The sequence below is a fragment of the Flavobacterium sp. KKT103 genome (assembly GCF_055640565.1).
In genome coordinates this window covers 649,228-674,355 of record NZ_CM145766.1, presented here as the reverse complement: position 1 = coordinate 674,355, position 25,128 = coordinate 649,228, and the positions used below count along the sequence as shown (strand labels likewise).

Annotated in this window: 20 protein-coding genes; 17 read left to right on the top strand and 3 right to left on the bottom strand. The window is 35.7% G+C overall.

Annotated features, from left to right (window positions below; genetic code table 11):
- Positions 1 to 268 precede the first annotated feature (268 nt).
- Positions 269 to 1,411, top strand: a complete 1,143-nt coding sequence (locus ACZ2G0_RS02855; protein WP_470308917.1) for a cystathionine gamma-synthase — start codon at positions 269 to 271, stop codon at positions 1,409 to 1,411.
- 83 nt (positions 1,412 to 1,494) lie between these two features.
- Here the strand turns inward: ACZ2G0_RS02855 and ACZ2G0_RS02850 are convergent, their stop codons facing one another.
- Entirely contained in the window at positions 1,495 to 2,295 is an 801-nt protein-coding gene (locus ACZ2G0_RS02850; RefSeq protein ID WP_470309806.1) for a THC0290_0291 family protein, read from the bottom strand.
- A 278-nt stretch (positions 2,296 to 2,573) separates the two neighbouring features.
- Between ACZ2G0_RS02850 and gdhA the strand changes: the two genes are divergently transcribed.
- From gdhA to ACZ2G0_RS02780, 14 genes are all read left to right on the top strand, one after another.
- A complete protein-coding gene (gdhA, locus tag ACZ2G0_RS02845; RefSeq protein WP_470308916.1) occupies positions 2,574 to 3,917 on the top strand; it encodes an NADP-specific glutamate dehydrogenase in 1,344 nt (447 codons plus the stop codon).
- Positions 3,918 to 4,046: 129 nt separating this feature from the next.
- Complete coding sequence (porZ, locus tag ACZ2G0_RS02840; protein WP_470308915.1) at positions 4,047 to 6,335, top strand: type IX secretion system anionic LPS delivery protein PorZ; 2,289 nt, start codon at positions 4,047 to 4,049, stop codon at positions 6,333 to 6,335.
- Positions 6,336 to 6,394: 59 nt separating this feature from the next.
- Positions 6,395 to 7,108, top strand: a complete 714-nt coding sequence (recO, locus tag ACZ2G0_RS02835) for a DNA repair protein RecO (RefSeq protein ID WP_470308914.1) — start codon at positions 6,395 to 6,397, stop codon at positions 7,106 to 7,108.
- A 158-nt stretch (positions 7,109 to 7,266) separates the two neighbouring features.
- Positions 7,267 to 8,589: a TolC family protein gene (locus ACZ2G0_RS02830; protein WP_470308913.1), complete on the top strand. Its 1,323-nt coding sequence runs from the start codon at positions 7,267 to 7,269 to the stop codon at positions 8,587 to 8,589.
- A gap of 4 nt (positions 8,590 to 8,593) precedes the next feature.
- Positions 8,594 to 9,793, top strand: a complete 1,200-nt coding sequence (locus ACZ2G0_RS02825) for an efflux RND transporter periplasmic adaptor subunit (protein ID WP_470308912.1) — start codon at positions 8,594 to 8,596, stop codon at positions 9,791 to 9,793.
- A gap of 5 nt (positions 9,794 to 9,798) precedes the next feature.
- Entirely contained in the window at positions 9,799 to 10,545 is a 747-nt protein-coding gene (locus tag ACZ2G0_RS02820) for an ABC transporter ATP-binding protein (protein WP_366185474.1), read from the top strand.
- Between the two features lies 1 nt (position 10,546).
- Positions 10,547 to 11,767, top strand: coding sequence for an ABC transporter permease (locus ACZ2G0_RS02815; RefSeq protein WP_470308911.1), 1,221 nt, complete (start codon positions 10,547 to 10,549; stop codon positions 11,765 to 11,767).
- 12 nt (positions 11,768 to 11,779) lie between these two features.
- Positions 11,780 to 12,814, top strand: coding sequence for a sensor histidine kinase (locus ACZ2G0_RS02810; RefSeq protein ID WP_470308910.1), 1,035 nt, complete (start codon positions 11,780 to 11,782; stop codon positions 12,812 to 12,814).
- Between the two features lie 59 nt (positions 12,815 to 12,873).
- Entirely contained in the window at positions 12,874 to 13,599 is a 726-nt protein-coding gene (locus ACZ2G0_RS02805; protein ID WP_470308909.1) for a LytR/AlgR family response regulator transcription factor, read from the top strand.
- Positions 13,600 to 13,823: 224 nt separating this feature from the next.
- Positions 13,824 to 14,276: a hypothetical protein gene (locus tag ACZ2G0_RS02800; RefSeq protein WP_470308908.1), complete on the top strand. Its 453-nt coding sequence runs from the start codon at positions 13,824 to 13,826 to the stop codon at positions 14,274 to 14,276.
- On the top strand, positions 14,266 to 14,466 hold the full coding sequence (locus tag ACZ2G0_RS02795; protein ID WP_470308907.1) for a helix-turn-helix transcriptional regulator: 201 nt from the start codon (positions 14,266 to 14,268) through the stop codon (positions 14,464 to 14,466). Before ACZ2G0_RS02800 ends, ACZ2G0_RS02795 begins: the two co-directional genes overlap by 11 nt.
- A gap of 214 nt (positions 14,467 to 14,680) precedes the next feature.
- The gene (gene ileS / locus ACZ2G0_RS02790; protein ID WP_470308906.1) at positions 14,681 to 18,082 is read left to right on the top strand and encodes an isoleucine--tRNA ligase; all 3,402 of its coding nucleotides are present in this window, start codon (positions 14,681 to 14,683) and stop codon (positions 18,080 to 18,082) included.
- Between the two features lie 7 nt (positions 18,083 to 18,089).
- Complete coding sequence (locus ACZ2G0_RS02785) at positions 18,090 to 18,470, top strand: TraR/DksA family transcriptional regulator (RefSeq protein ID WP_470308905.1); 381 nt, start codon at positions 18,090 to 18,092, stop codon at positions 18,468 to 18,470.
- A gap of 88 nt (positions 18,471 to 18,558) precedes the next feature.
- Positions 18,559 to 19,164 (top strand): lipoprotein signal peptidase, encoded by a 606-nt coding sequence (locus tag ACZ2G0_RS02780; RefSeq protein ID WP_470308904.1) that lies wholly within the window; start codon positions 18,559 to 18,561, stop codon positions 19,162 to 19,164.
- Positions 19,165 to 19,239: 75 nt separating this feature from the next.
- Here ACZ2G0_RS02780 and ACZ2G0_RS02775 read toward each other — a convergent pair whose 3' ends face one another.
- Positions 19,240 to 19,809, bottom strand: coding sequence for a 5-formyltetrahydrofolate cyclo-ligase (locus ACZ2G0_RS02775; RefSeq protein ID WP_470308903.1), 570 nt, complete (start codon positions 19,807 to 19,809; stop codon positions 19,240 to 19,242).
- Positions 19,796 to 20,773 (bottom strand): succinylglutamate desuccinylase/aspartoacylase family protein, encoded by a 978-nt coding sequence (locus ACZ2G0_RS02770; RefSeq protein ID WP_470308902.1) that lies wholly within the window; start codon positions 20,771 to 20,773, stop codon positions 19,796 to 19,798. The genes ACZ2G0_RS02775 and ACZ2G0_RS02770 overlap by 14 nt, the downstream gene beginning before the upstream one ends.
- 126 nt (positions 20,774 to 20,899) lie before the next feature.
- Here ACZ2G0_RS02770 and uvrC point away from each other — a divergent pair, with 126 nt between their 5' ends.
- Positions 20,900 to 22,699 carry an excinuclease ABC subunit UvrC gene (uvrC, locus tag ACZ2G0_RS02765; RefSeq protein ID WP_470308901.1) on the top strand — a complete coding sequence of 600 codons (1,800 nt, stop codon included), beginning with the start codon at positions 20,900 to 20,902 and terminating at the stop codon, positions 22,697 to 22,699.
- Between the two features lie 53 nt (positions 22,700 to 22,752).
- Positions 22,753 to 24,957, top strand: a complete 2,205-nt coding sequence (locus tag ACZ2G0_RS02760) for a patatin-like phospholipase family protein (RefSeq protein WP_470308900.1) — start codon at positions 22,753 to 22,755, stop codon at positions 24,955 to 24,957.
- Positions 24,958 to 25,128: the final 171 nt, after the last annotated feature.

Below are 25,128 nucleotides of genomic sequence, written 5' to 3'. Positions count from 1 at the left end.
TTAGGAGCCATTTCCTGCTTTTGTTACAACCACTTTCGCTAAATGCTTTTTTTTCAATAGCAGCTTAGGAGCTTCCGCTGGTCGCTCTAACCTACTAGAAAAAAATAGCCTTTAACTCAGTGGGTTTCCACGACAATCAGGGCTAGGATTAGCGATGATAAACACGAATTGTTTTTCTTTTGATCCTTATAAGAGGAATAAACCCTTTAAATCGGGCATTAGAAATCCAATAAAAAAATAGATCTAATACTACAATATATTCATAGCTATGAAATTCAATACTAAAGCAATTCACGGTGGCCAAAAGCACGATCCTTCAACTGGTGCTGTAATGCCTCCTGTTTTTCAAACAACCACTTATGCACAAACCAGTCCAGGGCAACCCGTAGGAGATTATGGGTACAGCAGGTCCGCGAATCCCACTAGATCAGCGCTCGAGGAAGCACTAGCAAGCATTGAAAACGGAGCAAGAGGTCTGGCTTTTTCGTCGGGATTAGCCGCTACTGATTGCTTGATGCGTTCGTTTAAAGCAGGTGACGAAATTATAACCATGGATGATTTATACGGAGGAACCTACCGCATGTTTACCCAAATCTATCACAATTCAGGGATTAAGTTTCACTATGTCGATATGGATAATTTGGACAATATCACAGCGGTATTAAACGAAAACACTAAAATGATTTGGGTCGAAACACCCACCAATCCGTTAATGAAATTAGCCGATATTGCAGCAATTGCAAAAATTACGACTGCCAATACTATACTCTTGGCGGTCGATAATACCTTCGCTTCGCCTTATTTACAAAGACCACTGGATTTAGGTGCTGATGTAGTTATGCACTCTGCCACTAAATACCTTGCAGGACATTCGGATGTTATTGCAGGAGCATTGATCACTAAATCAGCGGAGCTAGGCAAGCAACTGCATTTTCAGCAATTTGCTACCGGAGCTACATTGGGACCAATGGATAGTTTTTTAGTACTACGCGGAATCAAAACCCTGCATTTGCGAATGCAAAGGCATTGCGAAAATGGCGAAAAAGTAGCTGCTTACTTGAACGAGCATCCTAAAGTAAAAACAGTCTATTTCCCGGGTTTAGCTACACATCCGTTTCACGAAATTGCTAAAAAGCAAATGAGTGCTTTTGGCGGAATGGTCTCTTTTAATTTTGTTTCAGGAGCTAAGCAAGACGCGATCCGTTTTCTAGAAAAATTACAGCTCTTCACTTTAGCAGAATCCTTGGGTGGAGTCGAATCCTTAGCCAATCATCCGGCATTGATGACGCACGCTTCCATTCCCGAGCATAAAAGATTGGCCGTAGGAATTACGGATGATTTAGTTCGCTTAAGCGTTGGTGTGGAGGATATTGAGGATTTACTTGAAGATTTGGCGCAAGCTTTAGCATAAGTTAAGGTTGTTTGCTTCAAACATAAAAAAGCCCAATTTCTAATTGATTAGAAATTGGGCTTTTTTACACTAGTATGTTAGGGCTATTGTAAGTAGTAAATGTATCCTACATTAAACCATACTAACCAATCATTGGCTTTGTTTTCTTTATAAATATCGGGATTGGGGCTTAAACCATCCACCCAGTTAGAGAAGTAATATTGAAATCGAAGGTCTACCATTAAATCACTAAGTGGACTTAATTTGTAGCGCGTTCCTACACTCGACACAATAGACCAAACGGTACCCGATTCAGTAGAAAAACCATAAGGGCGTCCCTCGCTAGGAGTTAAATATTTTGGAAACGTAGTCAAAGGAGTTCCTAATGGTCCTAAAGTCGAAGATGCTTTGGCATTGTAATAGCTAAATTGGCCACCTAAACTTACGAATGGCCCAAGACTTCCCATCGTTGCCGTAAACCTCCTAATACTTAAAGGAAAATATTCGAGTTGCATTCCAATATTGGTAACTGCAGTACTTCCTCTCATTGCCTTTAGTTGCTCCTTACCCAAGGAAGGTTTGCCTTCCGTATATTGACCAAATTGTCTTAAGTTGGTTGTGTTATAGGATAATTCACTTCTAAGTTTAAAGTGATCATTAAAGTAAGTATCCGGTGTGTAACAGTTACATTCAGCAGTGTACGAAAAGTTTAAATAATGAATTATACCAATTCCTAAACCCGTATTTCCGGCATTAGTTGATAAGTTGTAACGCTCTCCATAATCTGACTGAAAGGCCACTGGACCTGCTATTATTCCAACCTCATGAGAGAAACCAAACTGTGCGTACGAGCCGTGGAAGAGTCCCATGCTAAGCACTAAAGTGAGGTAGATTAATTTTCGCATCAAGATTTGAGGTTTCTTATCTGGACAAATATATAAAAAAGGTGTCATTCCTGCTTAAAAAGAAAAATTAAAAATAACTAATTAAATACATATTTACTTAAGAAAACAGCAAGGAATTTCTCTAAACGGTCATTTTAAAAGCGTACTTACCAAGGAATACTTAGCGAAAAGGTAATTCTATTGAGTATAATCAAATAATTATCAAAAAATATTTTTTAAGATGTATCTTTGTGGTGAATAACGAAAACGTTTTCTTAAACGTTAATAATCTATTAATCATGTCACAAAGTATAAACGCTTTCATCGCAGAGGTTACTAAGAAAAACCCAAATGAGCCAGAATTTTTACAGGCAGTACTAGAAGTTGCTGAAACTGTAATTCCTTTTATAGAAGAAAATAAAAAATACCAAAACAAAATGCTTTTAGAGCGTATGGTTGAATCTGACCGTATTATCATGTTTAGAGTAGCTTGGATTGATGACAAAGGACAAACACAAGTAAATAGAGGATACCGTATTCAAATGAACTCGGCTATCGGACCTTACAAAGGAGGACTTCGTTTTCACCCATCTGTAAACTTAAGTATTTTGAAATTTCTTGCTTTTGAGCAAACGTTCAAAAACAGTTTGACTACATTGCCAATGGGTGGTGGTAAAGGTGGAGCTGATTTTGACCCTAAAGGAAAATCAGATAATGAAGTAATGCGTTTTTGCCAAAGCTTCATGACTGAATTGTCTAAACACATTGGTGCTAACACTGACGTTCCTGCAGGAGATATCGGAGTTGGAGGAAGAGAAGTTGGATACATGTTTGGTCAATACAAAAGATTAAGAAACGAATTTACTGGAGTTTTAACTGGTAAAGGAATTTCTTTTGGAGGTTCATTAATCAGACCAGAAGCAACAGGATACGGAGCAGTTTATTTTGCACAAAGTATGTTGGAGACTAAAGGAGATTCTTTCAAAGGTAAAACAGTTGTGGTTTCTGGATCAGGAAACGTTGCACAATATGCTACTGAAAAAGCAACTCAATTAGGTGGTAAAGTGGTGACTATGTCGGATTCTGCTGGATACATCTACGATGCTGATGGAATTGATGCTGACAAATTAGCTTTCGTAATGGAGCTTAAAAACGAATTAAGAGGAAGAATTAGCGAGTATGTTGAAAAATATCCTAATGCTAAATATTTTGAAGGAAAACGTCCTTGGGAAGTAAAATGTGATATTGCATTGCCTTGCGCAACTCAAAATGAGTTAAACGAAGACGAAGCTAAAGCACTTGTAGCTAATGGATGTATCTGTGTTGCTGAAGGAGCTAACATGCCAACAACTCCAGAAGCAGTTATTGTTTTCCAAAACGCTAAATTATTATTCGCTCCAGGAAAAGCATCTAATGCTGGTGGAGTAGCAACTTCAGGTCTTGAAATGTCTCAAAACTCTTTGAGATTAAGCTGGTCAGCTGAAGAAGTTGATGAAAAATTAAAAGGAATTATGCTTGCTATTCACGCTTCATGTGTGGAGTATGGTAAGGATGCTTCAGGATATGTTGACTACGTAAAAGGAGCTAACATCGCTGGATTCGTTAAAGTAGCTGATGCTATGCTAGCGCAAGGAGTGGTTTAATCTTCTTTTTTTAAATACTTTAAAGAGCCTTCTGCCGTTTACGGATAGAAGGCTTTTTTTATTTTGGTAACAACCAAAAACCAATACTTTCGATTGTAGTATCTTTGTTTTTCTATAGCTTTATCACCAATGAAAAAAGGATTTTTTAGTTTCATATTAGTAGTTGTCTTTCAGATGAGTTTTTCACAAAACAATTTGTCGTGGCAAGGCTATTTCTCTTACAATGAAATTAAGGCTATTTCAAGCTCTCCTACTGCTGTTTTTGGAGCCTCCGAGAACGCTTTGTTTTCAAAGAACATACTAGACAATCAGGTAAAAACTACTACTACTATAGACGGTCTTTCAGGGGAAACGATCAGCTCTTTATATTATAGTACCACAGCTAAGAAAACGTTGATTGGATACGAAAACGGATTATTGATCGTCGTGGATGCCGCCTCAGGCAAAATAACTCCTGTCGTGGATATCATCAATAAACAATTATCGCCACGCATTAAAAAAATCAACCATTTTACGGAGTTTGAAGGATTTGTTTATGTGTCCTGTGATTTCGGAATCGTACAATTTAATTTGCAAACCCTACTTTTTGGTGACACCTATTTTATAGGAGATAATGGAGCAGAGATAATCGTAAACCAAACCACACTTTTTAATGGCTTTATTTACGCTGCCACAAATGCGGGTATTCGTAGAGCAGCTATAACAAACGCCAATTTAAATGATTTTAGACAATGGGAAGTAATAACAACCGGCAATTGGGTAGGTGTTGCTGCGTTTGACTCCTTTTTAGTCGCTGTTAATAGTGACGGCGTCATTCATAGGTACAATGCTACTACTAACTCGTTTTCAGGTTTTATAACTTTACCACAACAGCCGTTAAACGCTCGAATTGTAGGGCTTAATTTAGTAGTTACGACGGCAAATAGCGTTTATATCTACAATGATCAACTCAGTTTAGTACGGCAAATTGCTAGTAGTCAAATAGGGGTAAACGGCTTACTATTTTCGTGCGCCACCATCATAAATGATGTGGTTTATTTGGGTACCAAAGAAAATGGACTTTTTGCTACGGCCTTAATTGCTAGTACCGTATTCGAAAATTTATCGCCGGCAGGTCCTTTGCGAAATGCTGTTTTTGCATTGCAAACTACGTCGACCTCTCTTTGGACTGTTTTTGGGGACTATGATGTACGGTATAATCCGTACGACCTTGACAGTTATGGCATTAGTAAATATGCTAAGGAGGGTTGGCTTACTATTCCTTATGACAAAGTACTAGGTGCAAAGTCAATGGTGCGACTTACCATCAATCCTGCAGATGAAAATGAAGTATATGCAAGTTCTTTTTTTTCCGGTTTGCTGAAGATCGTAAATGATGTTCCTACTCTTTTATACAATCAAAATAATAGCGGATTAGAAACCATAACGTATTTAGGTCCTAATTATTTTGACGTAAGAATAAACGGCGCTGCCTTCGATAAATCAGGTGATTTATGGGTCACTAACAGTCGTGTTAATAACGGAATAAAAGTGCTTCGCGCCAATGGGCAATGGCAAAAATACGCCACTGATAAAATTTTGTCCGCAAGTGAAGACAATAGCTTTTCACGAATGGTTATTGATAGAAACGGTGTAAAATGGATGGGAACGAATCGCGATGGACTCTTAGGATTCAATGACAACGGCTTAGTTTTCAAAAAAATTACAGCCGGACCTGATACGGGAAATTTACCCATTTCGGATGTGCGAGCCTTAGCAATAGATACTAAAAACCAGCTTTGGATAGGAACTACGAAGGGTTTACGTGTTTTAATTAATGTAGGAAGCTTTCAAACTGATGAGCAACCCGCTACAAGAGCGATTATTATCGAGGATGATGGTCTAGCGCAAGAGTTGTTGTTTGAACAGTTTATAACTGATATTGTTGTAGATGGCGCCAATAATAAATGGATAGGCACTGCGGATTCAGGGGTTTTTATGGTGTCGCCTAACGGGCAAGAAACCATCTATCATTTTACAACAAATAATTCTCCTTTGCCAAGTAATGTCATTAATGATATTGATATTAATGGTATTACGGGCGAAGTTTTTATCGCTACTGCCAAAGGGTTAGTTTCTTTTAAAGGGGTTGCGACTAAGGCTAATGATGATTTATCCAATGTGTACGCTTATCCCAATCCCGTGCGACCGGGTTATGTAGGAACAGTAAAAATTGCGGGCTTGATTGATAAGGCAACAATAAAAATCACAGATATCCAAGGGAACCTTGTCTTTGAAACTACTTCCGAAGGAGGTACAATCGAGTGGGATACCACCGCTTTTGGCAAATACAAAGTAGCATCAGGAGTGTATATGATCTTTATATCCGCTCAAGACGGCATCGAAACTACAGTCAAAAAAGTAATGATAATAAGATAAATTAAAGGGTGAGATTCTATTTTTCAAGCTTTAAATTTCTCAATATTTAAATTAAAATCGTGCAAGTTAAAACCAAAGCAATCGTTATTTCATCTATTAAATACCAAGAAAAAAGCTTGATTGTAAAGTGTTTTACGTTGTCTCATGGTGTAAAATCCTATTTTGTACGGAATGCTTTTGCAGGGCGGAAATCAAACCAAAAAATCGCCTATTTCCAGCCGCTTACCATTTTAGAAATCGAAGCAGTCCATAAAAACAAAGGTACTTTAGAGCATTTCAAGGAGATTAAAATTAGTACGCCCTTTCAGTCTATTCACTCGGATATCTATAAAAGTACCATCGTGATGTTTGTATCCGAGATATTACACCATTCCATTCATGAGGAAGAAGAAAATGAAGCGCTATTTAGTTTTTTAGAAGTCGCTTTATTTTGGCTCGATGCGCATGACGAAATCGCTAATTTTCACTTAATTCTGCTATTAGAAGTCTCAAAATATTTGGGTTTTTATCCTGATACGTCGGATATTGACATGCCTTTTTTTGAAATGACCGAAGGTGTTTTCACTCCCTTTAGTGCCATGAGTTCCCTTAGTGCTCATGAGACCGGTTTGTTCAAAAAGCTCCTAGATTTAAAATTAGACAACGACCAAAAAGTGTTTCATGTGATTGAAAGACAATTGCTGTTGAAAATTTTGATCGATTACTACAGCTACCATCTTGACGGTTTTAGAAAACCAAAATCATTGGATGTTTTAAAAGAGGTTTTTTCATAAGCAAACATGTAATTTGTCGTTCTGCTAGATTATTTTTCCTCTTTTCTACTATTTCCCATCTATAGAATGAGGCTTTCTAGCCTTAAAATCGACTCATTTATCTATTGCTCTTTACTAGATGATGTATTATAAGGAAGTTTGATAAAAATTAATATCAAATGAAACTATATCAAATCATCGGGATGCTTCTTTTTTCCATTTTTTCTTTTGCGCAAACGGCAAATGATGATAAATTATGGACTTTAGAAGATTGTATAATCTACGCTAAGGAAAACAGTATTACAGTAAAGTCAGTAGCACTAACACTTCAATCAGCAGAGGTAAATTACGATAAGTCAAAATCAATGCGTCTGCCTAATTTATTTGGGAACATTTCTCAAAACTTTTCTAGTGGAACGACAATTGACCCTATTACTAGTAGTTATGTGTCACAGCAAATAAATTCGACTAGTCCGGTTTTAACATCGTCTGTTACATTATTTCAAGGGAATCAATTAAGTAATCAGATTAAGAAAAACCAATTGTTGGTAGAACAAAATTCTCTTTATTTAGAAGAAGCTAAGAATAATGTGGCACTGAGTATTACCGAAGCTTATCTGCAAGCTTTGTACAATAAAGAGGCAATAAGTATTGCGCAAAACAATTTAACATCTTCAGAAAAGGAAGTAGCTAGATCCAAAGCTAGACTAGATGCTGGAACAATTGCTACAAAAGATTATACAGATGCGATTTCGCAGGCGGCTACCAATAAATACACGCTTGTTGCTGCCAAGAACGGTTATGCACAACAGCTTATTATTTTAAAACAATTATTAGAGCTAGGTCCTGAAGACAGTTTTGAAATTGCGAACCTAGAAACTCAAAATACGCTAATTGGAGCGATACCAAATAAGATAACTGTTTACAATCAAGCCCTGAGTAATTTACCAGAGATAAAAGCGGCTGCATTAAGTAAATCTGTTTCAGAGACAGGTTTGGATATTGCCAAAGGAGCTTATTTGCCTACGTTATCACTTTCAGGAAGTTTAGGGTCGGGTTATACGAGTGTTCAAGAGGCCAATTTTACCGATCAGTTAAACCTAAACTTTAATCAAAGAGTAGGATTGTCATTATCGATTCCGATTTTTAATAAAAATCAAACCAAAGCACAGGTTCAATTAGCAAAAATTGAAATAGAAAAAGCAGATATCGAAGCACAAGCATCTCAAAAAGAATTGTACAGAAAAATTGAAACCTCTTGGCAAAATGCTACTGCTTCGGTAGAGCAATTAGAAGCTTCAAAAATGGCAACCGATGCGACAGCTGAATCGTACAAATTGGCTCAGAAAAAATACGAGCTGAACGATTTAAGTACAACGGATTTAGTGGTTAGTCAAAACATTTATACCAATGCGCAACAAAATTACATTCAAGCCAAGTATTTAAACATACTATACTTTCAATTATTACAATTTTATCAAGGAAACGAAATTAAACTTTAAGAACATGAACAAGAATAAAATAATCAAAGCGTCCATTATTATAGCGATTGTAGCCATTGCCTATCTAGGATATAACTTTGTTTCGGCTCCAGAAACGGCTGCTATAAAAGTAGAGACAATAAAAGCTAAATCTGGCGATGTAGTGACAACAGTTACTGCAACGGGAACGCTACAGCCAATTACTGAGGTTAGTGTGGGAACGCAAGTTTCGGGTGTGGTAGAAAAAATTTATGTTGATTACAATTCGGTTGTAAAGCAAGGACAGTTATTGGCAGAATTGGATAAAACGACTTTAAATTCGGCAGTAGTTTTGGCACAAGCAGCCTATAATGGTGCAACCAACGAACAGCGTTATTTACAAACGGTTTTTGATCGCCAAAAGACATTGTTTGAAAACAAAGTAATCAGTAAGTCGGATTATGATGAGTCTTTATATAAATTAAATAATGCGAAAAGCGTTGTTTCTCAAAGACAATCAGATTTAGCGAAAGCCAAAACAAATTTGAGTTATGCTAATATTTACTCTCCTATTGATGGTGTGGTTTTATCAAGAGCGGTAGACGAAGGGCAAACTGTAGCGGCTAGTTTAAGTACGCCAACTTTGTTTACCATTGCCAAAGATTTGAGCGAAATGCAAGTAGAAGCTAACGTGGATGAAGCAGATATAGGTCAAGTAAAACAAGGACAAAGAGTCTCTTTTACAGTAGATGCGTATCAAGGAGAAGAGTTTGCTGGGGTAATTACCCAAGTGAGATTAAACCCGACAACAACTTCAAATGTTGTGACTTATACAGTGGTTATAAAGGCAGAAAATCCAGATTTGAAATTAAAACCAGGATTAACGGCAACAATTACAATTTATACGTTAGAATTAAAAAATGTGTTAACGCTTGAAGCAAAAGGAGTGAAGTTTGAACCAGACATGAAAGTTTTGAACAACTATCAAAAAGCGAATGGATTTTCATCAGTTGCTGAGGTTGCTAAATCAGAAACAGCTACAATTTGGGTGATGACAAGCAAAGGAATCGCATCCAAATCTATTAAAACGGGTATTAGTGACGGTGTAAATGTTGAAATTCTTAGCGGATTGTCAGCGGGTGAAGAAGTGGTTTATAATCTAAAAGCTTTGACAAAAACCGAAGTGAGATCGGAACATGGAGACAATGAGAGTCCGTTCATGACAAAACCACGTGGGAAAAAATAAGAATTATGTCAAAAACAATCATTAAAATAGAAGATTTGAAACGCTCTTTTACCATGGGTGAAGAGACGGTTCATGCTTTAAAAGGAATTTCGTTCAGTATTCAAGAAGGAGAATTTGTAACCATTATGGGAACGAGTGGGTCTGGAAAAAGTACGCTCCTGAATGTTTTGGGATGTTTAGACCAACCCAATTCTGGTTTGTATCAAATAGATGGTGTTTCGATAAAAGAATTGACTAAAAACGAGTTGGCTCGAATTAGAAACGAGAAAATTGGTTTTATTTTTCAATCTTATAATTTATTAGCTAGAACTACCGCAATAGAAAATGTGGAGTTGCCTTTGCTTTATAGTACTAAAAAACTATCGCCAGAGGAAATTCATGATAAGGCATTCAAAGCTTTGGAACAAGTGAATCTATCAGCAAGACTTGATCATACGCCTTCGCAGCTTTCAGGAGGGCAACAACAAAGAGTGGCGATTGCAAGATCTCTTGTAAATGAGCCGGTAGTGATTCTTGCTGATGAAGCTACAGGAAATCTAGATACGAGAACTTCATACGAAATCATGGCTTTGTTTCAAGAATTGAACAAGCAAGGAAAAACCATTCTGTTTGTAACCCACGAGCCAGATATTGCCACATTTACAGGGAGAACTATCGTGTTGAAAGACGGGCATATCATCCAAGATTACATTAACAACAATGTTCAATCGGCAGCTGAAGCACTTTTAGCTTTGCCAGTAGAAGAAGACTAATATGAGAACGCAAAATTTATTAAAAATATCCTGGAAAGCAATTGTGCTTAACAAGATGCGCACCTTTCTTACCATGCTCGGAATTATTATTGGGGTAGCCTCTGTAATTGCCATGCTGGCCATTGGGGAAGGATCGAAAGAGAGTATTAAAACACAAATTTCGAGTATGGGTTCCAATATGATTACTATAAAACCGGGTAGTGATGTGCGTGGTGGCGTAAGCCAAGGAAGTAGCGCCATGGAAACCTTGACTTTAAACGACTATGAAGCCATTAAGAAGGAAACCACCTTGCTAACCTCTTTTTCGCCATTGGTAAATAGTGGAGGTCAATCCATTTATGGAGCGAATAACTGGCCAACTTCAATTTATGGAGTGGCGCCAGATTATTTGAAAATTAAAATATGGGATGTAGCCGAAGGAAGTAACTTTACGGAAAAAGAAGTAAGTTCAGCAGCAAAAGTGGCAGTTATTGGGCAAACAGTTGCTGAAAATTTATTTGAAGAAGGTGTAAGTCCTATTGGTAAAATGATCCGCTTTAATAGTATTCCGCTTAAAATTATTGGAGTTCTAGAAAGTAAAGGGGAAAGTACTGGTGGTCAAGACCAAGATGATGTTATCCTTGCGCCTTACACAACAGTACAAAAAAGAATTTTGGCAATCACGCATTTACAATCTATCGTGGTTTCGTCTATAAGTGAGGAAGATGTGCCAAATGCAGTACTTGAAATTAATGCTTTATTGAGAAAAAATCATAGTTTAACGACAAATCAAGCAGACGATTTTTATGTTATTTCAATGGAAGAAATGATCAAAACATTTAGTTCTACCAGTGAGATGCTAACGGTTTTGTTAGTAGCAATTGCGAGTATTTCATTATTAGTGGGTGGAATTGGGATTATGAACATCATGTATGTTTCGGTAAAAGAGCGTACCCGAGAAATTGGTTTGCGTATGGCAGTAGGAGGTAGAGGATCTGATATTTTGATGCAATTTCTTATCGAAGCCATGTTGATCAGTATTACTGGTGGTATAATTGGTGTATCTTTGGGACTTGGAGCTACTTATTTTATAGAAAATGTGTTGCATTGGCCAGTGTCAGTGACTAGTTCTTCCATTGTGATTTCGTTTGTTGTATGTGCTATCACAGGAATATTTTTTGGTTGGTATCCAGCTAAAAAAGCATCAAGTTTAGATCCTATAACAGCACTTCGTTACGAATAATACCTTTAGAAAATGAATATTACAAAAAGTAAATCGGCGACAGTATTTTTCCATATAATGGTTTGGCTTGTGTTGTTTAGCCTGCCTTATTTGTTGTCATACGGGCAAAATCAAGAGATTACCAAAGTGGTCGTGAATTCTTGGATTCCACTATTTTTTTATGCAACTCTTTTTTATTTAAATTTCTTTATCGTAATTGATCATTTCTTTTTTACCAAAAAGGAGTGGGTTTACATCCTGATTAACGTGGCATTGGTTTCGTTTTTTGTGGGTGTAAATACGACTATCAGGCAATATTTTTTAGATAATTATTTTTCTAAAAATAAAGTTGCTTTAAAGCGACCGCCAAGAAATTTTTTCATTTACGTTGATTTCATTTCTTTTGCGGTACCTGTAATTTTTTCATTGGCATTAAAAGTAATCGAAAAATGGATGAAAACGGAAGCTGAACGTGCGGAAGCTTCAAATATTAGGCTAGAATCAGAGTTACAGCATTTAAAATACCAGTTGCAACCTCATTTTTTCTTTAATTCATTGAATAATATTTATTCGCTAGTAGATATAGCGCCAGAAATGGCAAAACAAACCATCCATAGTTTGGGAAAACTGATGCGTTATTTATTGTATGAAACCAACAATGAAAAAGTGAGTTTGATAAAAGAAATCAACTTTATGACTAATTATATTGAGTTAATGAAGTTGAGATTACACGACGCTACCAAAGTGCAGTATGAGTTTCCAGATCTAAAACAAGATTTACAAATTTCGCCGTTACTGTTTATTTCCTTAATCGAAAATGCCTTTAAACACGGAGTTTCGGCCGATAAGACATCAGATATTATTTTTAAAATGAAAATAGAAGGGAAGCAATTATCCTTTTATTCTGAGAATCATAACTTTCCAAAAACAGAAACCGACAAAAGCGGATCTGGAATAGGATTAGATAATTTGGAGAAACGCCTGTCTTTACTTTATCCAGAAAAACATTCTTTTACAGAAAAAGTAGAAAATGATACCTTTTCGGTAAATTTACAAATCGAAATATAAAAGTATGCTCATTCCAAATGTTTGATTTTGAGTAAAGACAAATAAAAAGTACGCATAAAATGGCCGATAAAATATCTTGTTTGATTGTTGATGATGAACCAATGGCGCTAAATTTGGTCGAAAGTTATGTACTCAAAACTCCCTTTTTACACTTAGTAAAAAAATGCAGCAGCGGGATACAAGCTCTTTCTTACTTAGACGAAGAAAAAGTAGATTTGATTTTTCTAGACATACAAATGCCAGATTTAACGGGTTTGCAATTGGCCAAAGTACTTCCAAAATCAACAAGAATAATATTTACTACCGCTTTTGATCAATACGCCATTGAAGGTTTCAAAGCCGAAGCATTGGATTATTTGCTAAAACCATTCGATTATTCAGAGTTTTTAATGGCAGTCACTAAAGCCAAAGAATGGTTTGAATTGGTTAAAAACCAAGAAAAAAAGAGTCCAGAAACGACTGATTTTCTTTTTGTGAAATCAGAATACAAACAATTAAAGATCAATCTTAAAGAGGTTTTGTATTTTGAAAGTCTAAAGGATTATGTCAAAATTTGGATTAAGAATAATCCTAAGCCCATTTTGACTTTAATGAGTTTGAAAACCCTTGAGGAAGAACTTGCTGGAGATCAATTTATGCGGGTACACCGTTCTTTTATCGTTTCCTTAAACAATATTGATGTGATAGAACGTAGTCAAATCGTGATCAATAAGCAACGCATTACTGTTTCAGATCAATACAAAAGCAATTTCCTTGATTTCGTGTCCAAAAATTCATTGGATTAGGTTTTAAAAGAATAAATATAATCAAACTTAAATTTTCAATTTACATTTAAGCTTGGATAGATTTGCAGGTGGAATAACGGTATTGCTTTTCCAAGTATTTTATTTTTAAAATAATTTAAAATTTATTTTTTTATTTTTAAAAGTAAAGTATATTTGTCTTTTAATCAAGTATGTTGTTCTTTATGGAAAACAAACTGTAACCGCTAAACTTTATGGAATCAAAAATGAAACAAGAAGGAATTATTAGAAAAATTGATAAATACACAAATTTTCTGATCCCTTACAAATTTAAAAGAATTGGGTTGGTACTTTTTTTACTTGCATGTATTTCATATTTTACTGCTGTCTTTTTCGTTGAAAACATTTTGTATTATGCTTTATCTCTAAATTTAGCAGAAACAATTGCTATTGTTGGTTTGCTTTTGGTGGCCATTTCTAAGGAAAAAACAGAAGACGAATTGATTTCTAAAATTAGAATGCAGTCGTATCACTATGCGGTAATTGGTACAGTAATTGTGCAGTTCTTTATCTCGTTTTTTCCTTTTATTTTTGTTTTTCCATTCCCTGCTGAAACTTTGAAAATTACAAAGAGCATAGATGTTTCTGTATTATTGTATTTGTTATTAATTAAAGTTATCATTTTCAAAAAATTAAAGACGGCTTATTATGAAGAATAGACTAAAAGTAGAACGAGCCATTTTAAATTTAACGCAAGAGGAATTGTCAGAGAAAATAGGCGTTTCTAGACAAACCATTAACTCTATCGAAACGAATCGTTTTGTGCCTTCAACCGTTTTAGCTTTAAAGCTTTCTAAATTATTTGGAAAACCTGTAAATGAGTTTTTCGAGTTAGAAGGAGATGAATAACATTTTCTTGATGTTCGGCTAAAAAACCATTTTTCGCTGTAATCATTAATCTGAAAGCGCAGATTTGTAATCCGTTCCCACAACAATAAATATAGCTATCCATTAAAGCGAAGTTCAAATTCAGATTAGACTCGTTATGTAACTTTCGACTTTCAACTTTCGACTTGTGACATAATTTTATTACTTTCGCAAATCGATTAAAGAAAAGGATAAAATGAGCACAAAATTTACTGAATACAAAGGACTTGACTTGCCTACAGTGGCGTCAGAAGTACTGGATTTTTGGAAGAAAGAAAATATATTTGAGAAGAGTGTAACCACTCGCGAAGGCAACCAACCGTTTGTGTTTTTTGAAGGCCCTCCTTCAGCAAATGGATTACCAGGAATTCACCACGTAATGGCTCGTGCTATTAAAGATATTTTTTGTAGATATAAAACTCAAAAAGGATTTCAAGTTAAACGTAAAGCCGGTTGGGATACACACGGTTTGCCAGTAGAATTAGGTACTGAGAAGGAACTTGGAATCACCAAAGAAGATATTGGTACAAAGATTTCTATTGAAGAATATAACGAAGCCTGTAAAAAAACAGTGATGCGTTATACGGATGTATGGAATGATTTGACTGAAAAAATGGGGTATTGGGTAGATATGGAAGATCCATATGTTACCTACAAACCTAAATATATGGAAACGGTTTGGTGGATTTTGAAACAAATCTATAACAAAAATTTGATGTACAAAGGCTACACTATTCAGCCATATTCTCCAAAAGCAGGAACAGGATTATCGTCTCACGAAGTGAATCAACCGGGTTCGTATCGTGATGTTACGGATACTACGGTGGTAGCTCAATTTAAAGCGATTGAAGCTACTTTACCAGCTGCCTTTAAAGGGTTTGGTGCAGTAGACATCCTAGCTTGGACCACAACACCTTGGACTTTACCATCAAATACAGCACTTACGGTAGGGCCAAAAATTGATTATGCTTTAGTAAAAACATTCAATCAATATACCTTTTTACCATCTAATGTAGTTTTAGCTAAAAACTTAGTAGGAAAGCAATTTTCAAAAGGATTTTTTGCAACTGAAGACCCTGCCGATTTTGCGAATTTCAAAGAAGGAGATAAAAAGATTCCGTTTCAAGTAATTGCTGAAGCAAAAGGAGCAGATTTAGTTGGTATCAAGTACGAACAATTAATGCCATTAGTAGTACCATATCAAAATGCTGAAAATGCGTTTAGGGTAATATCTGGTGATTTTGTAACGACAGAAGACGGAACTGGAATTGTACACACATCACCAACTTTTGGTGCTGATGATGCAAAAGTGGCGAAAGAAGCTACGCCAGAAGTACCGCCAATGTTAGTGTTAGACGAAAATGGTACTCCAGTGCCTTTAGTTGATTTACAAGGAAAATTTGTTCACGGACTTGGAGATTTGTCGGGTAAATATGTTAAAAACGAATATTATAATGATGGTGAAGCTCCAGAACGCTCTGTAGATGTTGAAATTGCCATCAGACTTAAAGAAGAAAATAAAGCATTCAAGGTAGAGAAATACGTGCACAGTTACCCACATTGTTGGAGAACAGATAAGCCTATTTTGTATTATCCTCTAGATTCTTGGTTTATCAAAATCACGGAAGTTAGAGACAGAATGTTCGACTTGAACGAAACGATCAATTGGAAACCAAAATCAACTGGTGAAGGACGTTTTGGTAACTGGATAAAAAATGCCAATGACTGGAACTTATCACGTTCAAGATATTGGGGAATCCCATTGCCAATTTGGAGAACTGAAGATAAGCAAGAAGAAATTCTGATTGGCTCTGTTGAAGAATTGTACAATGAAATCGAAAAATCGATTGCAGCAGGTGTTCAAAAAGAAAATCCTTTTAAAGGGTTTGAAATTGGAAACATGGCGGATAGTAACTACGATTTAATTGACCTGCATAAAAATGTGGTGGATGAAATTACCTTAGTTTCTGCCTCAGGAAAACCAATGGTACGTGAAGCTGATTTGATCGATGTATGGTTTGACTCTGGTTCAATGCCTTATGCGCAGTGGCATTATCCATTTGAAAACAAAGACAAAATCGACCAGAACAAAGATTTCCCGGCTGATTTCATCGCTGAGGGTGTCGATCAAACACGTGGGTGGTTTTATACCTTACACGCAATTGGAACTTTGGTTTTTGATAAAGTAGCCTATAAAAATGTTGTTTCGAATGGTTTAGTATTAGACAAAAACGGACAAAAAATGTCTAAACGTCTTGGTAATGCAGCGGACCCTTTTGAAACACTTTCCGAGTATGGACCTGATGCTACGCGCTGGTACATGATTTCGAACGCAAACCCATGGGACAACCTTAAGTTTGACTTAGAAGGAATTGCTGAGGTACGTCGTAAGTTCTTTGGAACATTATACAACACTTATTCGTTCTTTAGTTTGTATGCGAATATCGATGGGTTCAAATACGAAGAAGCGGAGATTCCGGTAAACGAAAGACCTGAAATTGATCAATGGATCATCTCGGAGTTGAATACTTTGGTTAAGGAAGTGGATACTTTTTATGCTGATTATGAACCTACAAAAGCGGCTCGTGCCATCTCTGAATTTGTTCAAGAAAACTTGAGTAATTGGTACGTACGTTTGTGCAGAAGACGCTTCTGGAAAGGGGAATATGCACAAGATAAAATTGCTGCTTACCAAACACTTTATACCTGTTTATTAACCATCAGTAAGTTGGGAGCGCCTATCGCACCTTTCTTCATGGATAAACTTTACAGAGACTTAACGGTAGCAACACAGACAGAAGAATTCGAGAGTGTACATTTGGCACAGTTCCCAATTTCGGTTGAAAACTATGTTAATAAAATGTTAGAGAGCAAAATGCAGAAAGCACAGACGATCTCATCATTGGTTTTATCACTAAGAAAGAAGGAAATGATCAAGGTACGTCAACCCTTGCAAAAGGTAATGATTCCGGTACTTGACGAGGCGCAAAGAGCGCAAATTGAGGCAGTTTCTGACCTGATAAAAGCAGAGGTAAACGTTAAAGAAATCGTTCTTTTAGATGATGCATCTGGAGTTTTAGTGAAGCAAATAAAACCTAATTTCAAAGCACTTGGACCTCGCTTTGGAAAAGATATGGGCTTGATTTCTAAAGAGATACAAGGTTTTACAGCAGACCAAATTAATGCTTTGGATAAGGATGGAAGTCTAGAAATTGTTATTGCAGGAAATACCGTAACTTTATCAATAGAAGATGTAGAGATTACATCACAAGATATTGAAGGCTGGTTGGTTGCAAATGCTAACGGAATTACGGTTGCGCTAGACATTACAATCTCAGAAGAATTGAAACAAGAAGGGATTGCAAGAGAATTAGTAAACAGAATTCAGAATATCCGTAAAGATTCAGGATTCGAAGTTACAGATAAGATTAAAGTTCAATTACAAAGAGACGGGCTTTTAGAAGAGGCAATTCTTAAAAACGAAGACTATATTAAGTCAGAAACATTGACCAGCGAATTGGTTTTTATGGATGAAGTAAATAATGGTACGGAAATTGAATTTGATGACATAAAAACAATGATTTTAATTTCAAAATAATTTAAAGATGGTAGATGAAGCTACAAGATACTCTGACGCTGACTTAGCTGAGTTCAAAGAAATAATTCAAAAAAAAATAGAGAAAGCGCAATCAGATTTAGATTTGATAAAAAGCGCCTATATGAATGATTTGAATAACGGGACGGATGATACCTCTCCTACATTCAAAGCATTTGAAGAAGGTAGCGAAACCATGTCTAAAGAAGCAAACTCACAATTGGCGATTCGCCAAGAAAAATTCATACGTGATTTGAAGAACGCACTTTTCCGTGTTGAAAATAAAACCTACGGACTTTGTAAAGTAACGGGTAAGTTAATTAGCAAAGAAAGATTGAAAATTGTACCTCATGCTACTATGAGTATCGAAGCTAAAAACTTGCAACGATAAACGGCAATTAGTTAGAAAAATATTAACGCTCCTTTCGGGGCGTTTTTTTTGATAAAATTATTACTTTTACGCACTTAAAATTTAAAAAATGTCATTACGAAAAGCGTATCTACTTATCTTCATTATCTTATTAGTGGATCAAGTTTCTAAATTATATGTAAAAACTAATTTTATATTAGGAGAAGAAGTTGAGGTCTTTCGATGGTTTAAAATACTTTTTATCGAAAACGAAGGAATGGCATGGGGTACAAAAATACCTGGAGCGTACGGTAAATTAATCCTGACTTTGTTCCGATTGTTTGCAGTAGGAGGAATTGGCTACTGGCTTTGGGATGCTACAGAACGAAAAAAGAGCTCTAATTTCCTGATTGTTTCTATTGCTTTAATATTTGCGGGAGCCGTTGGAAATATTATTGATTCTGTTTTTTACGGAGTAATCTTTGACGGAAGTCAAGGACAATTGGCTACATTGTTTTCTGATCAGCCGTATGGCACTTGGTTTCATGGTCAGGTGGTAGATATGTTTTATTTCCCTATTTGGCATGGAAGTTTACCCGAATGGTTGCCAGTTTGGGGAGGTAGAGATTTCACTTTTTTTAATGCTATTTTCAATATTGCTGATATGGCAATTTCAACAGGAGTGGGGATATTAATCTTTTTTAATAAAAAAGCTTTTCATCAAACGGCTTCATAAAGTCGAAAAATAAACGAATACAAAAGGCCTGTTTCAATTTTGAAACAGGCCTTTTGTATTGTGAAAAAATAGTATTTAAAACGATTGAATGCCATTAGGTGTTACACAGTAATCGAGTTGTACATCGCCTTCAAAAATATCGGATATCTCTTCTTCGGGATCAAAAAACGAAAGTCCAATTTTAATGATATCAGGTTGGCAGTCTAATAAAAACTTGTCATAAAATCCTTTTCCGTAGCCCACTCGGTTTCCTTTTTTGTCATAGGCGAGAAGCGGAACAAAAACGACTTCTATTTTTTTGGTAGGTACTTCGATACCGTCAACTGGCTCAGGAATATTGTACTCGTTTTTCTTGATTTTTGTATTGTCAGTCAATAAAAAATGAGTCATCTCGCGGGTTTCAAAGTTAGATTTCGAAATTAAAATCTCCTTGTCTTTTCCAGAGAGAAGATGCAAAATCAATTCGGTGTCCACTTCTTTTTGCTCCGTTATCGGTAAAAAAACGTGAAAGTAGGTCTTGTCCCAAATAGGGAGTTGCAGCACCTTATTGGCAATAGCCAAATTCATTTCTTCGAGTTCAACTTCAGTAAGGGATTGCCTGAGTGATTTATACTTTTTTCGTAATGTGCTCTTACTGTTTTGCATTCATCAGTGTTTTAGAAATATGAAAAATAGCATCTCCCTGATAGATTATTGGCGAATGGTTGGCGTTAATAATGTATCCGTCATTGGGTGCTTTAACAATATGTTCAAATTTCCCAAAAGGATCTGTGATTGTTGCTAAAACACTGCCTTTTTTGACAAAAGCACCAATAGTATTATGGTCATGAAGTAATCCTGAATATTTGGCTCTGATCCAAGATGATTTTTCGATATAAATAGTTTCATTTGCAGGATGTTCTACAATATGTCTTGTTTCTAACATGTTCAAATGAGATAAAAAACGCTTGGTTCCCGCTACGCCTGCATTAGCAACCGACTCATTAATATCGAGTGATTTACCACCTTCAAAAAGCAGCATTTTTACACCAAGTTTTTGACTAGCATTTCTAAACGAACCGGCAATATTTTTAGAAAACAAGGTATAAGGTGCATTAAAAACATCAGCTAACTGCTTTAATTCAGGACTATTGGGTGCCAACCGAATTTGCGGAGCATTAAAACGGCTCGCGCCACCGGCATGAAAATCTACGGCATAATCAACATGTGGCATGATTTCAGTTAAAATATGATAGGCAAATCGACCCGCTAGTGAACCTTTTTTAGATCCAGGAAATACACGGTTTAAGTCTCTTCCATCAGGAAATTGGCGTGACATATTGATAAAACCAAACATATTAATGATCGGAATACATATTATTGTTCCTCTTTTAGGCTTGTTGATTTTTTTAGCTATCAGTTGGCGAACGATTTCTATACCATTAATTTCATCTCCATGAATTCCTGCCGAAAATAAAACTACAGGTCCTTCAATTTTAGAGCGCGATACGATTATCGGGATTTTTAGTTTGGCAGTATTATGTAATTTTGCAATCTCCATGTCAATGGTTTTGCTTTCTCCGGGTAGGATCGATTCTCCAAGTATGCTAATTGCTTTCGTATTTTTCATAGGTAATTAAAAGGCTAAATGTAAAGATTATTATTTGGAATTCGTAAATTTGGAATGATTTCAAGAAATAACCTCATTAAAATTTAATCGCATCAGAGCACTGAAACTGAGCGACACAATACTACAATGCAAAACCCAACTCTAGAGCTTCAAATACAAACTTTACCAGATGGTCCCGGTGTTTATCAGTATTATGATAAGGACGGGAAGATTTTATATGTGGGAAAAGCAAAGAATCTAAAAAAGCGAGTTTCCTCTTATTTTAATAAAATTCATGATGCTGCCAAAACAAATGTATTGGTCAAGAAAATTGTAACCATTAAGCATATTGTTGTCCCTACTGAAACAGATGCTTTATTGTTAGAGAATAATTTAATAAAAACACTTCAGCCGCGGTACAATGTACTCTTGCGTGATGATAAAAGCTATCCGTGGCTGTGTATTAAGAAGGAGCCTTTTTCACGAATTTTTGCAACACGCAGAATGGTAAAAGATGGGTCTGAATATTTTGGGCCGTACACTAGTTTTAAAACAGTTAATACTATTTTAGAATTGATCAAGGAGTTATATCCGTTACGAACGTGTAACTATGATTTGAGCCAATCCAATATCAACAGCGGAAAATTTAAGGTGTGTTTAGAATACCACATAGGCAATTGCAAAGGTCCGTGTGAAGGTCATGAATCGCTCGAGAATTATCAAAAGCAAGTAGATGCAATTCGAGAAATTTTAAAAGGAAATTTCAAAGAAAGCATGAAAGACTTTAAACGCGTTATGATCGAATTAGCGCAAGACATGCATTTTGAGGAAGCCCAAAAAATTAAAGAAAAAATAGAGGTTTTAGAAAACTATCAGTCACGTTCGACTATTGTAAACCCAAAGATTACTAATATTGATGTTTTCTCGATTGTTTCAGATGAAAGCGCAGCGTATATCAATTTTTTACAAATTTCGCATGGTTCGATTATTCGTTCGCATACCATGGAAATCAAGAAAAAACTAGAGGAGACTGACGAAGAGTTGCTGGAACTGGCTATTATTGAACTTAGAGAACGATTTCAATTATTGTCCAGAGAAATTATCGTTCCTTTTGCAGTTGACCTTGGCGAGACGATTAAAGTAACCGTGCCTCAATTAGGGGATAAAAAGCAAATCTTAGATTTATCTATTCGCAATGCAAAGTTTTACCGTATCGAACAACTCAAGCAATTGCAAATTGTTGATCCAGATAGACACACAAACCGAATTATGGCACAAATGCAAAAAGATTTGCGTCTGCCGGTAGAGCCAAGACATATCGAATGTTTTGATAACTCGAATATTCAGGGAACGAATCCAGTTGCCGCTTGTGTAGTGTTTAAAGATGGTAAACCAAGTAAAAAAGATTACCGACATTTTAATATTAAAACCGTTGAAGGACCTGATGATTTTGCTTCGATGGAAGAAGTTGTATACCGCCGTTACAAGCGTCTTTTAGATGAAAAAGAACCATTGCCTAATTTAATTATTATCGATGGTGGTAAAGGACAATTGTCCTCTGCACTAAAAAGTTTAGATGCACTTGATTTAAGAGGGAAAATTGCGATTATTGGAATTGCAAAACGATTGGAAGAACTTTTTTATCCCGGAGATTCGGTGCCGTTATATCTGGATAAGAAGTCGGAGACTTTAAAAGTAATTCAGCAATTACGAAACGAAGCCCATCGATTTGGTATAACACATCACAGAGACAAACGCAGTAAAGCAGCTTTGAATTCCTCAATAGAATCTATCCCAGGTATTGGTGAAAAAACAATGCTAACGTTAATTCAGCATTTCAAAAGTGTTAAAAGATTGAAGTTAGCTTCCGAAAAAGAAATAACGGAGGTCATTGGACTGTCAAAAGCGAAAAAAATTGTCGACTTTTACAATGCATTGCCTAAATAACACTAATTCGTATTTTTTTTAATGCTTGAACTTTTAGAAAGCAATCACTATTTATGAAAAAATATATCCTGTTACTATTCACTTTTTTTGTTTGTTGTAGTTCTTTTGCTCAAGAACAAAACAGACCCAAGGTAGGTTTGGTCCTAAGTGGTGGAGGTGCTAAAGGATTTGCACATATTGGTGTTTTAAAAGTATTAGAAGAAGCAGGTGTTAAAATTGATTATATTGGAGGAACAAGTATGGGATCCGTAATTGGAGGGCTGTATGCAACCGGTTACAATGCAGCTCAAATTGATTCTATCTTTCAGTCCACTAATTTTAATGAGCTGATCACAGATTTTATCCCAAGATCCTCTAAGAATTTCTACGAAAAAAGAAATGATGAACTATATGCTTTAGTGCTACCTTTTAATAAATTCAGGGTAGGTATTCCTGAAGCGCTTTCTAAAGGAATGTACAATTTTAACTTGCTAAGTAGTGTAACGAGAAGCGTGCGATACCAGCGCGATTTCCTGCAATTACCAACCCCTTTTTTATGCATAGGAACGGATATTGAGACGGGTAAACAAGTGATTTTCAATAAAGGGAATTTAGCACAAGCCATTATAGCGAGTTCCGCTTTTCCTTCTCTTTTTTCTCCTGTGCAAATTGACGGAAAGCTGATAGTCGACGGTGGAGTGACGAACAACTACCCTATTGATGAGGTTAAAATGTTAGGCGCTGATATTATAATAGGTGTCGATGTTCAAGATGATCTATTAAAAAGAACGTCTTTGAAGGATGCTACTAAGATTTTGGTTCAAATTAATAACCTTCATACCATCGAAAAGATGAAGGAAAATATTAAAAAAACCGATATTTACATTAAGCCTGATATTAGAGATTACGGAGTGATTTCCTTTGATAAAGGAAAAGAAATCATCAAGAAGGGAGAGGAAGCAACATTTGCAGTATTTGAAAAAATAAAAGTGCTTGGAGAAGGAGCCAATAAGTATGAAAAGCCTAAATTAAAACTACCGATTGATAGTTTGCAAATTGATAAAATTAATCTTGGATCACTTACGAACTATACTAAAGAATATGTAACAGGTAAATTGCGATTTAAGCCCGGGACAAAAATAGCCTATACACAGCTAATTAAGGGTATAAATAATCTGAATGCTACTCAAAATTTTAGTGCCATTGATTATTCCTTGGATAAAGGAAACGACGGTAAAGACAATCTAAACTTAAACTTAGTTGAAAACCCTACTCAAACGTACTTGAAGTTTGGTTTACATTACGATGGCTTATTTAAAAGTGGGGTGTTAGTTAATTTAACACGCAAAAAAACATTGTTTAAAAATGATATTGCATCATTAGACATTGTTTTAGGGGATAATTTCAGGTATAATTTTGATTATTATGTTGAAAACGGTTATAACTTAAGTTTAGGATTTAAATCACAATTCAACCAGTTTAACCGTAATGTAGCTGCGGAATTAAGTGGATTGAATTTAGTTGATCTTGGGGTTACGTCTATCAATATGGATTACTCTGACCTTACCAATCAGTTGTATTTTCAATCCTTATTCGTGCAAAAATTTTTATTAGGTGCGGGAATAGAATATAAAAATTTAAGAATCAAATCACCAACACTCGATAACTCTAATCAATTTATTGAAAAAAGTAGCTACGGTAGTGTATTTGGTTATCTAAAGTACGACTCCTTTGATGATAAATACTTTCCAACCAAAGGCTGGTCTTTCTCTGGCGATATACAATCGTACTTGCTTTCCTCTAATTACACTAAAAACTTCAGCCCTTTTACTATAGCTAAAGCTAATTTTGGAATTGCGGCGACCGTATTTCACCATGCCACTATTAAGGTAGAAACTGAGGGAGGTTTTTCTTTTGGAAGTGATAGTGTGCCTTATCTTAATTTTGTTTTAGGAGGCTATGGCTTTAATACGATCAATAATTTCAGGCATTTTTATGGGTATGATTTTTTAAGCTTAGCCGGAAATAGTTATATCAAATCTTCTTTGAGCTTTGATTATGAAATATTCAAAAAGAATCATTTAAATGTTACGGCAAATTTTGCCAACATAGGAGATCGTATATTTGAAAGCGTTGATTGGATTTCAATCCCTAAATACTCGGGCTATGCGTTGGGGTACGGGTTAGAAACCGCTATTGGTCCTATTGAAATTAAGCACAGTTGGTCGCCTGAAAATTCTAAAGGTTACACTTGGTTTAGTATAGGATTTATATTTTAAATTTATTTTTTATAAATAAAAATTCCGATATTTGTTATAATGAAAACGAAATGGACCGGTTTATTAGAATATCTGCAATTCCTTATCAAGAGAAATCCTGAATAGGTTACTTTTTTTTGATTTAGAATAGCAAAGTACAAAGCAATCTTGCTTGATTTAGTTACACTTAAA

Bases quoted from the DNA above. Each gene is read 5' to 3' on its own strand.
- ileS (WP_470308906.1), top strand. From the start codon at position 14,681: ATGAGCACAAAATTTACTGAATACAAAGGACTTGACTTGCCTACAGTG.
- ACZ2G0_RS02785 (WP_470308905.1), top strand. From the start codon at position 18,090: ATGGTAGATGAAGCTACAAGATACTCTGACGCTGACTTAGCTGAGTTC.
- porZ (WP_470308915.1), top strand. From the start codon at position 4,047: ATGAAAAAAGGATTTTTTAGTTTCATATTAGTAGTTGTCTTTCAGATG.
- ACZ2G0_RS02850 (WP_470309806.1), bottom strand. From the start codon at position 2,295: ATGCGAAAATTAATCTACCTCACTTTAGTGCTTAGCATGGGACTCTTC.
- ACZ2G0_RS02800 (WP_470308908.1), top strand. From the start codon at position 13,824: ATGAAACAAGAAGGAATTATTAGAAAAATTGATAAATACACAAATTTT.
- ACZ2G0_RS02830 (WP_470308913.1), top strand. From the start codon at position 7,267: ATGAAACTATATCAAATCATCGGGATGCTTCTTTTTTCCATTTTTTCT.
- ACZ2G0_RS02805 (WP_470308909.1), top strand. From the start codon at position 12,874: ATGGCCGATAAAATATCTTGTTTGATTGTTGATGATGAACCAATGGCG.
- ACZ2G0_RS02780 (WP_470308904.1), top strand. From the start codon at position 18,559: ATGTCATTACGAAAAGCGTATCTACTTATCTTCATTATCTTATTAGTG.
- ACZ2G0_RS02775 (WP_470308903.1), bottom strand. From the start codon at position 19,809: ATGCAAAACAGTAAGAGCACATTACGAAAAAAGTATAAATCACTCAGG.
- ACZ2G0_RS02815 (WP_470308911.1), top strand. From the start codon at position 10,547: ATGAGAACGCAAAATTTATTAAAAATATCCTGGAAAGCAATTGTGCTT.
- ACZ2G0_RS02855 (WP_470308917.1), top strand. From the start codon at position 269: ATGAAATTCAATACTAAAGCAATTCACGGTGGCCAAAAGCACGATCCT.
- ACZ2G0_RS02820 (WP_366185474.1), top strand. From the start codon at position 9,799: ATGTCAAAAACAATCATTAAAATAGAAGATTTGAAACGCTCTTTTACC.
- ACZ2G0_RS02795 (WP_470308907.1), top strand. From the start codon at position 14,266: ATGAAGAATAGACTAAAAGTAGAACGAGCCATTTTAAATTTAACGCAA.
- ACZ2G0_RS02810 (WP_470308910.1), top strand. From the start codon at position 11,780: ATGAATATTACAAAAAGTAAATCGGCGACAGTATTTTTCCATATAATG.
- ACZ2G0_RS02760 (WP_470308900.1), top strand. From the start codon at position 22,753: ATGAAAAAATATATCCTGTTACTATTCACTTTTTTTGTTTGTTGTAGT.
- ACZ2G0_RS02770 (WP_470308902.1), bottom strand. From the start codon at position 20,773: ATGAAAAATACGAAAGCAATTAGCATACTTGGAGAATCGATCCTACCC.
- gdhA (WP_470308916.1), top strand. From the start codon at position 2,574: ATGTCACAAAGTATAAACGCTTTCATCGCAGAGGTTACTAAGAAAAAC.
- ACZ2G0_RS02825 (WP_470308912.1), top strand. From the start codon at position 8,594: ATGAACAAGAATAAAATAATCAAAGCGTCCATTATTATAGCGATTGTA.
- uvrC (WP_470308901.1), top strand. From the start codon at position 20,900: ATGCAAAACCCAACTCTAGAGCTTCAAATACAAACTTTACCAGATGGT.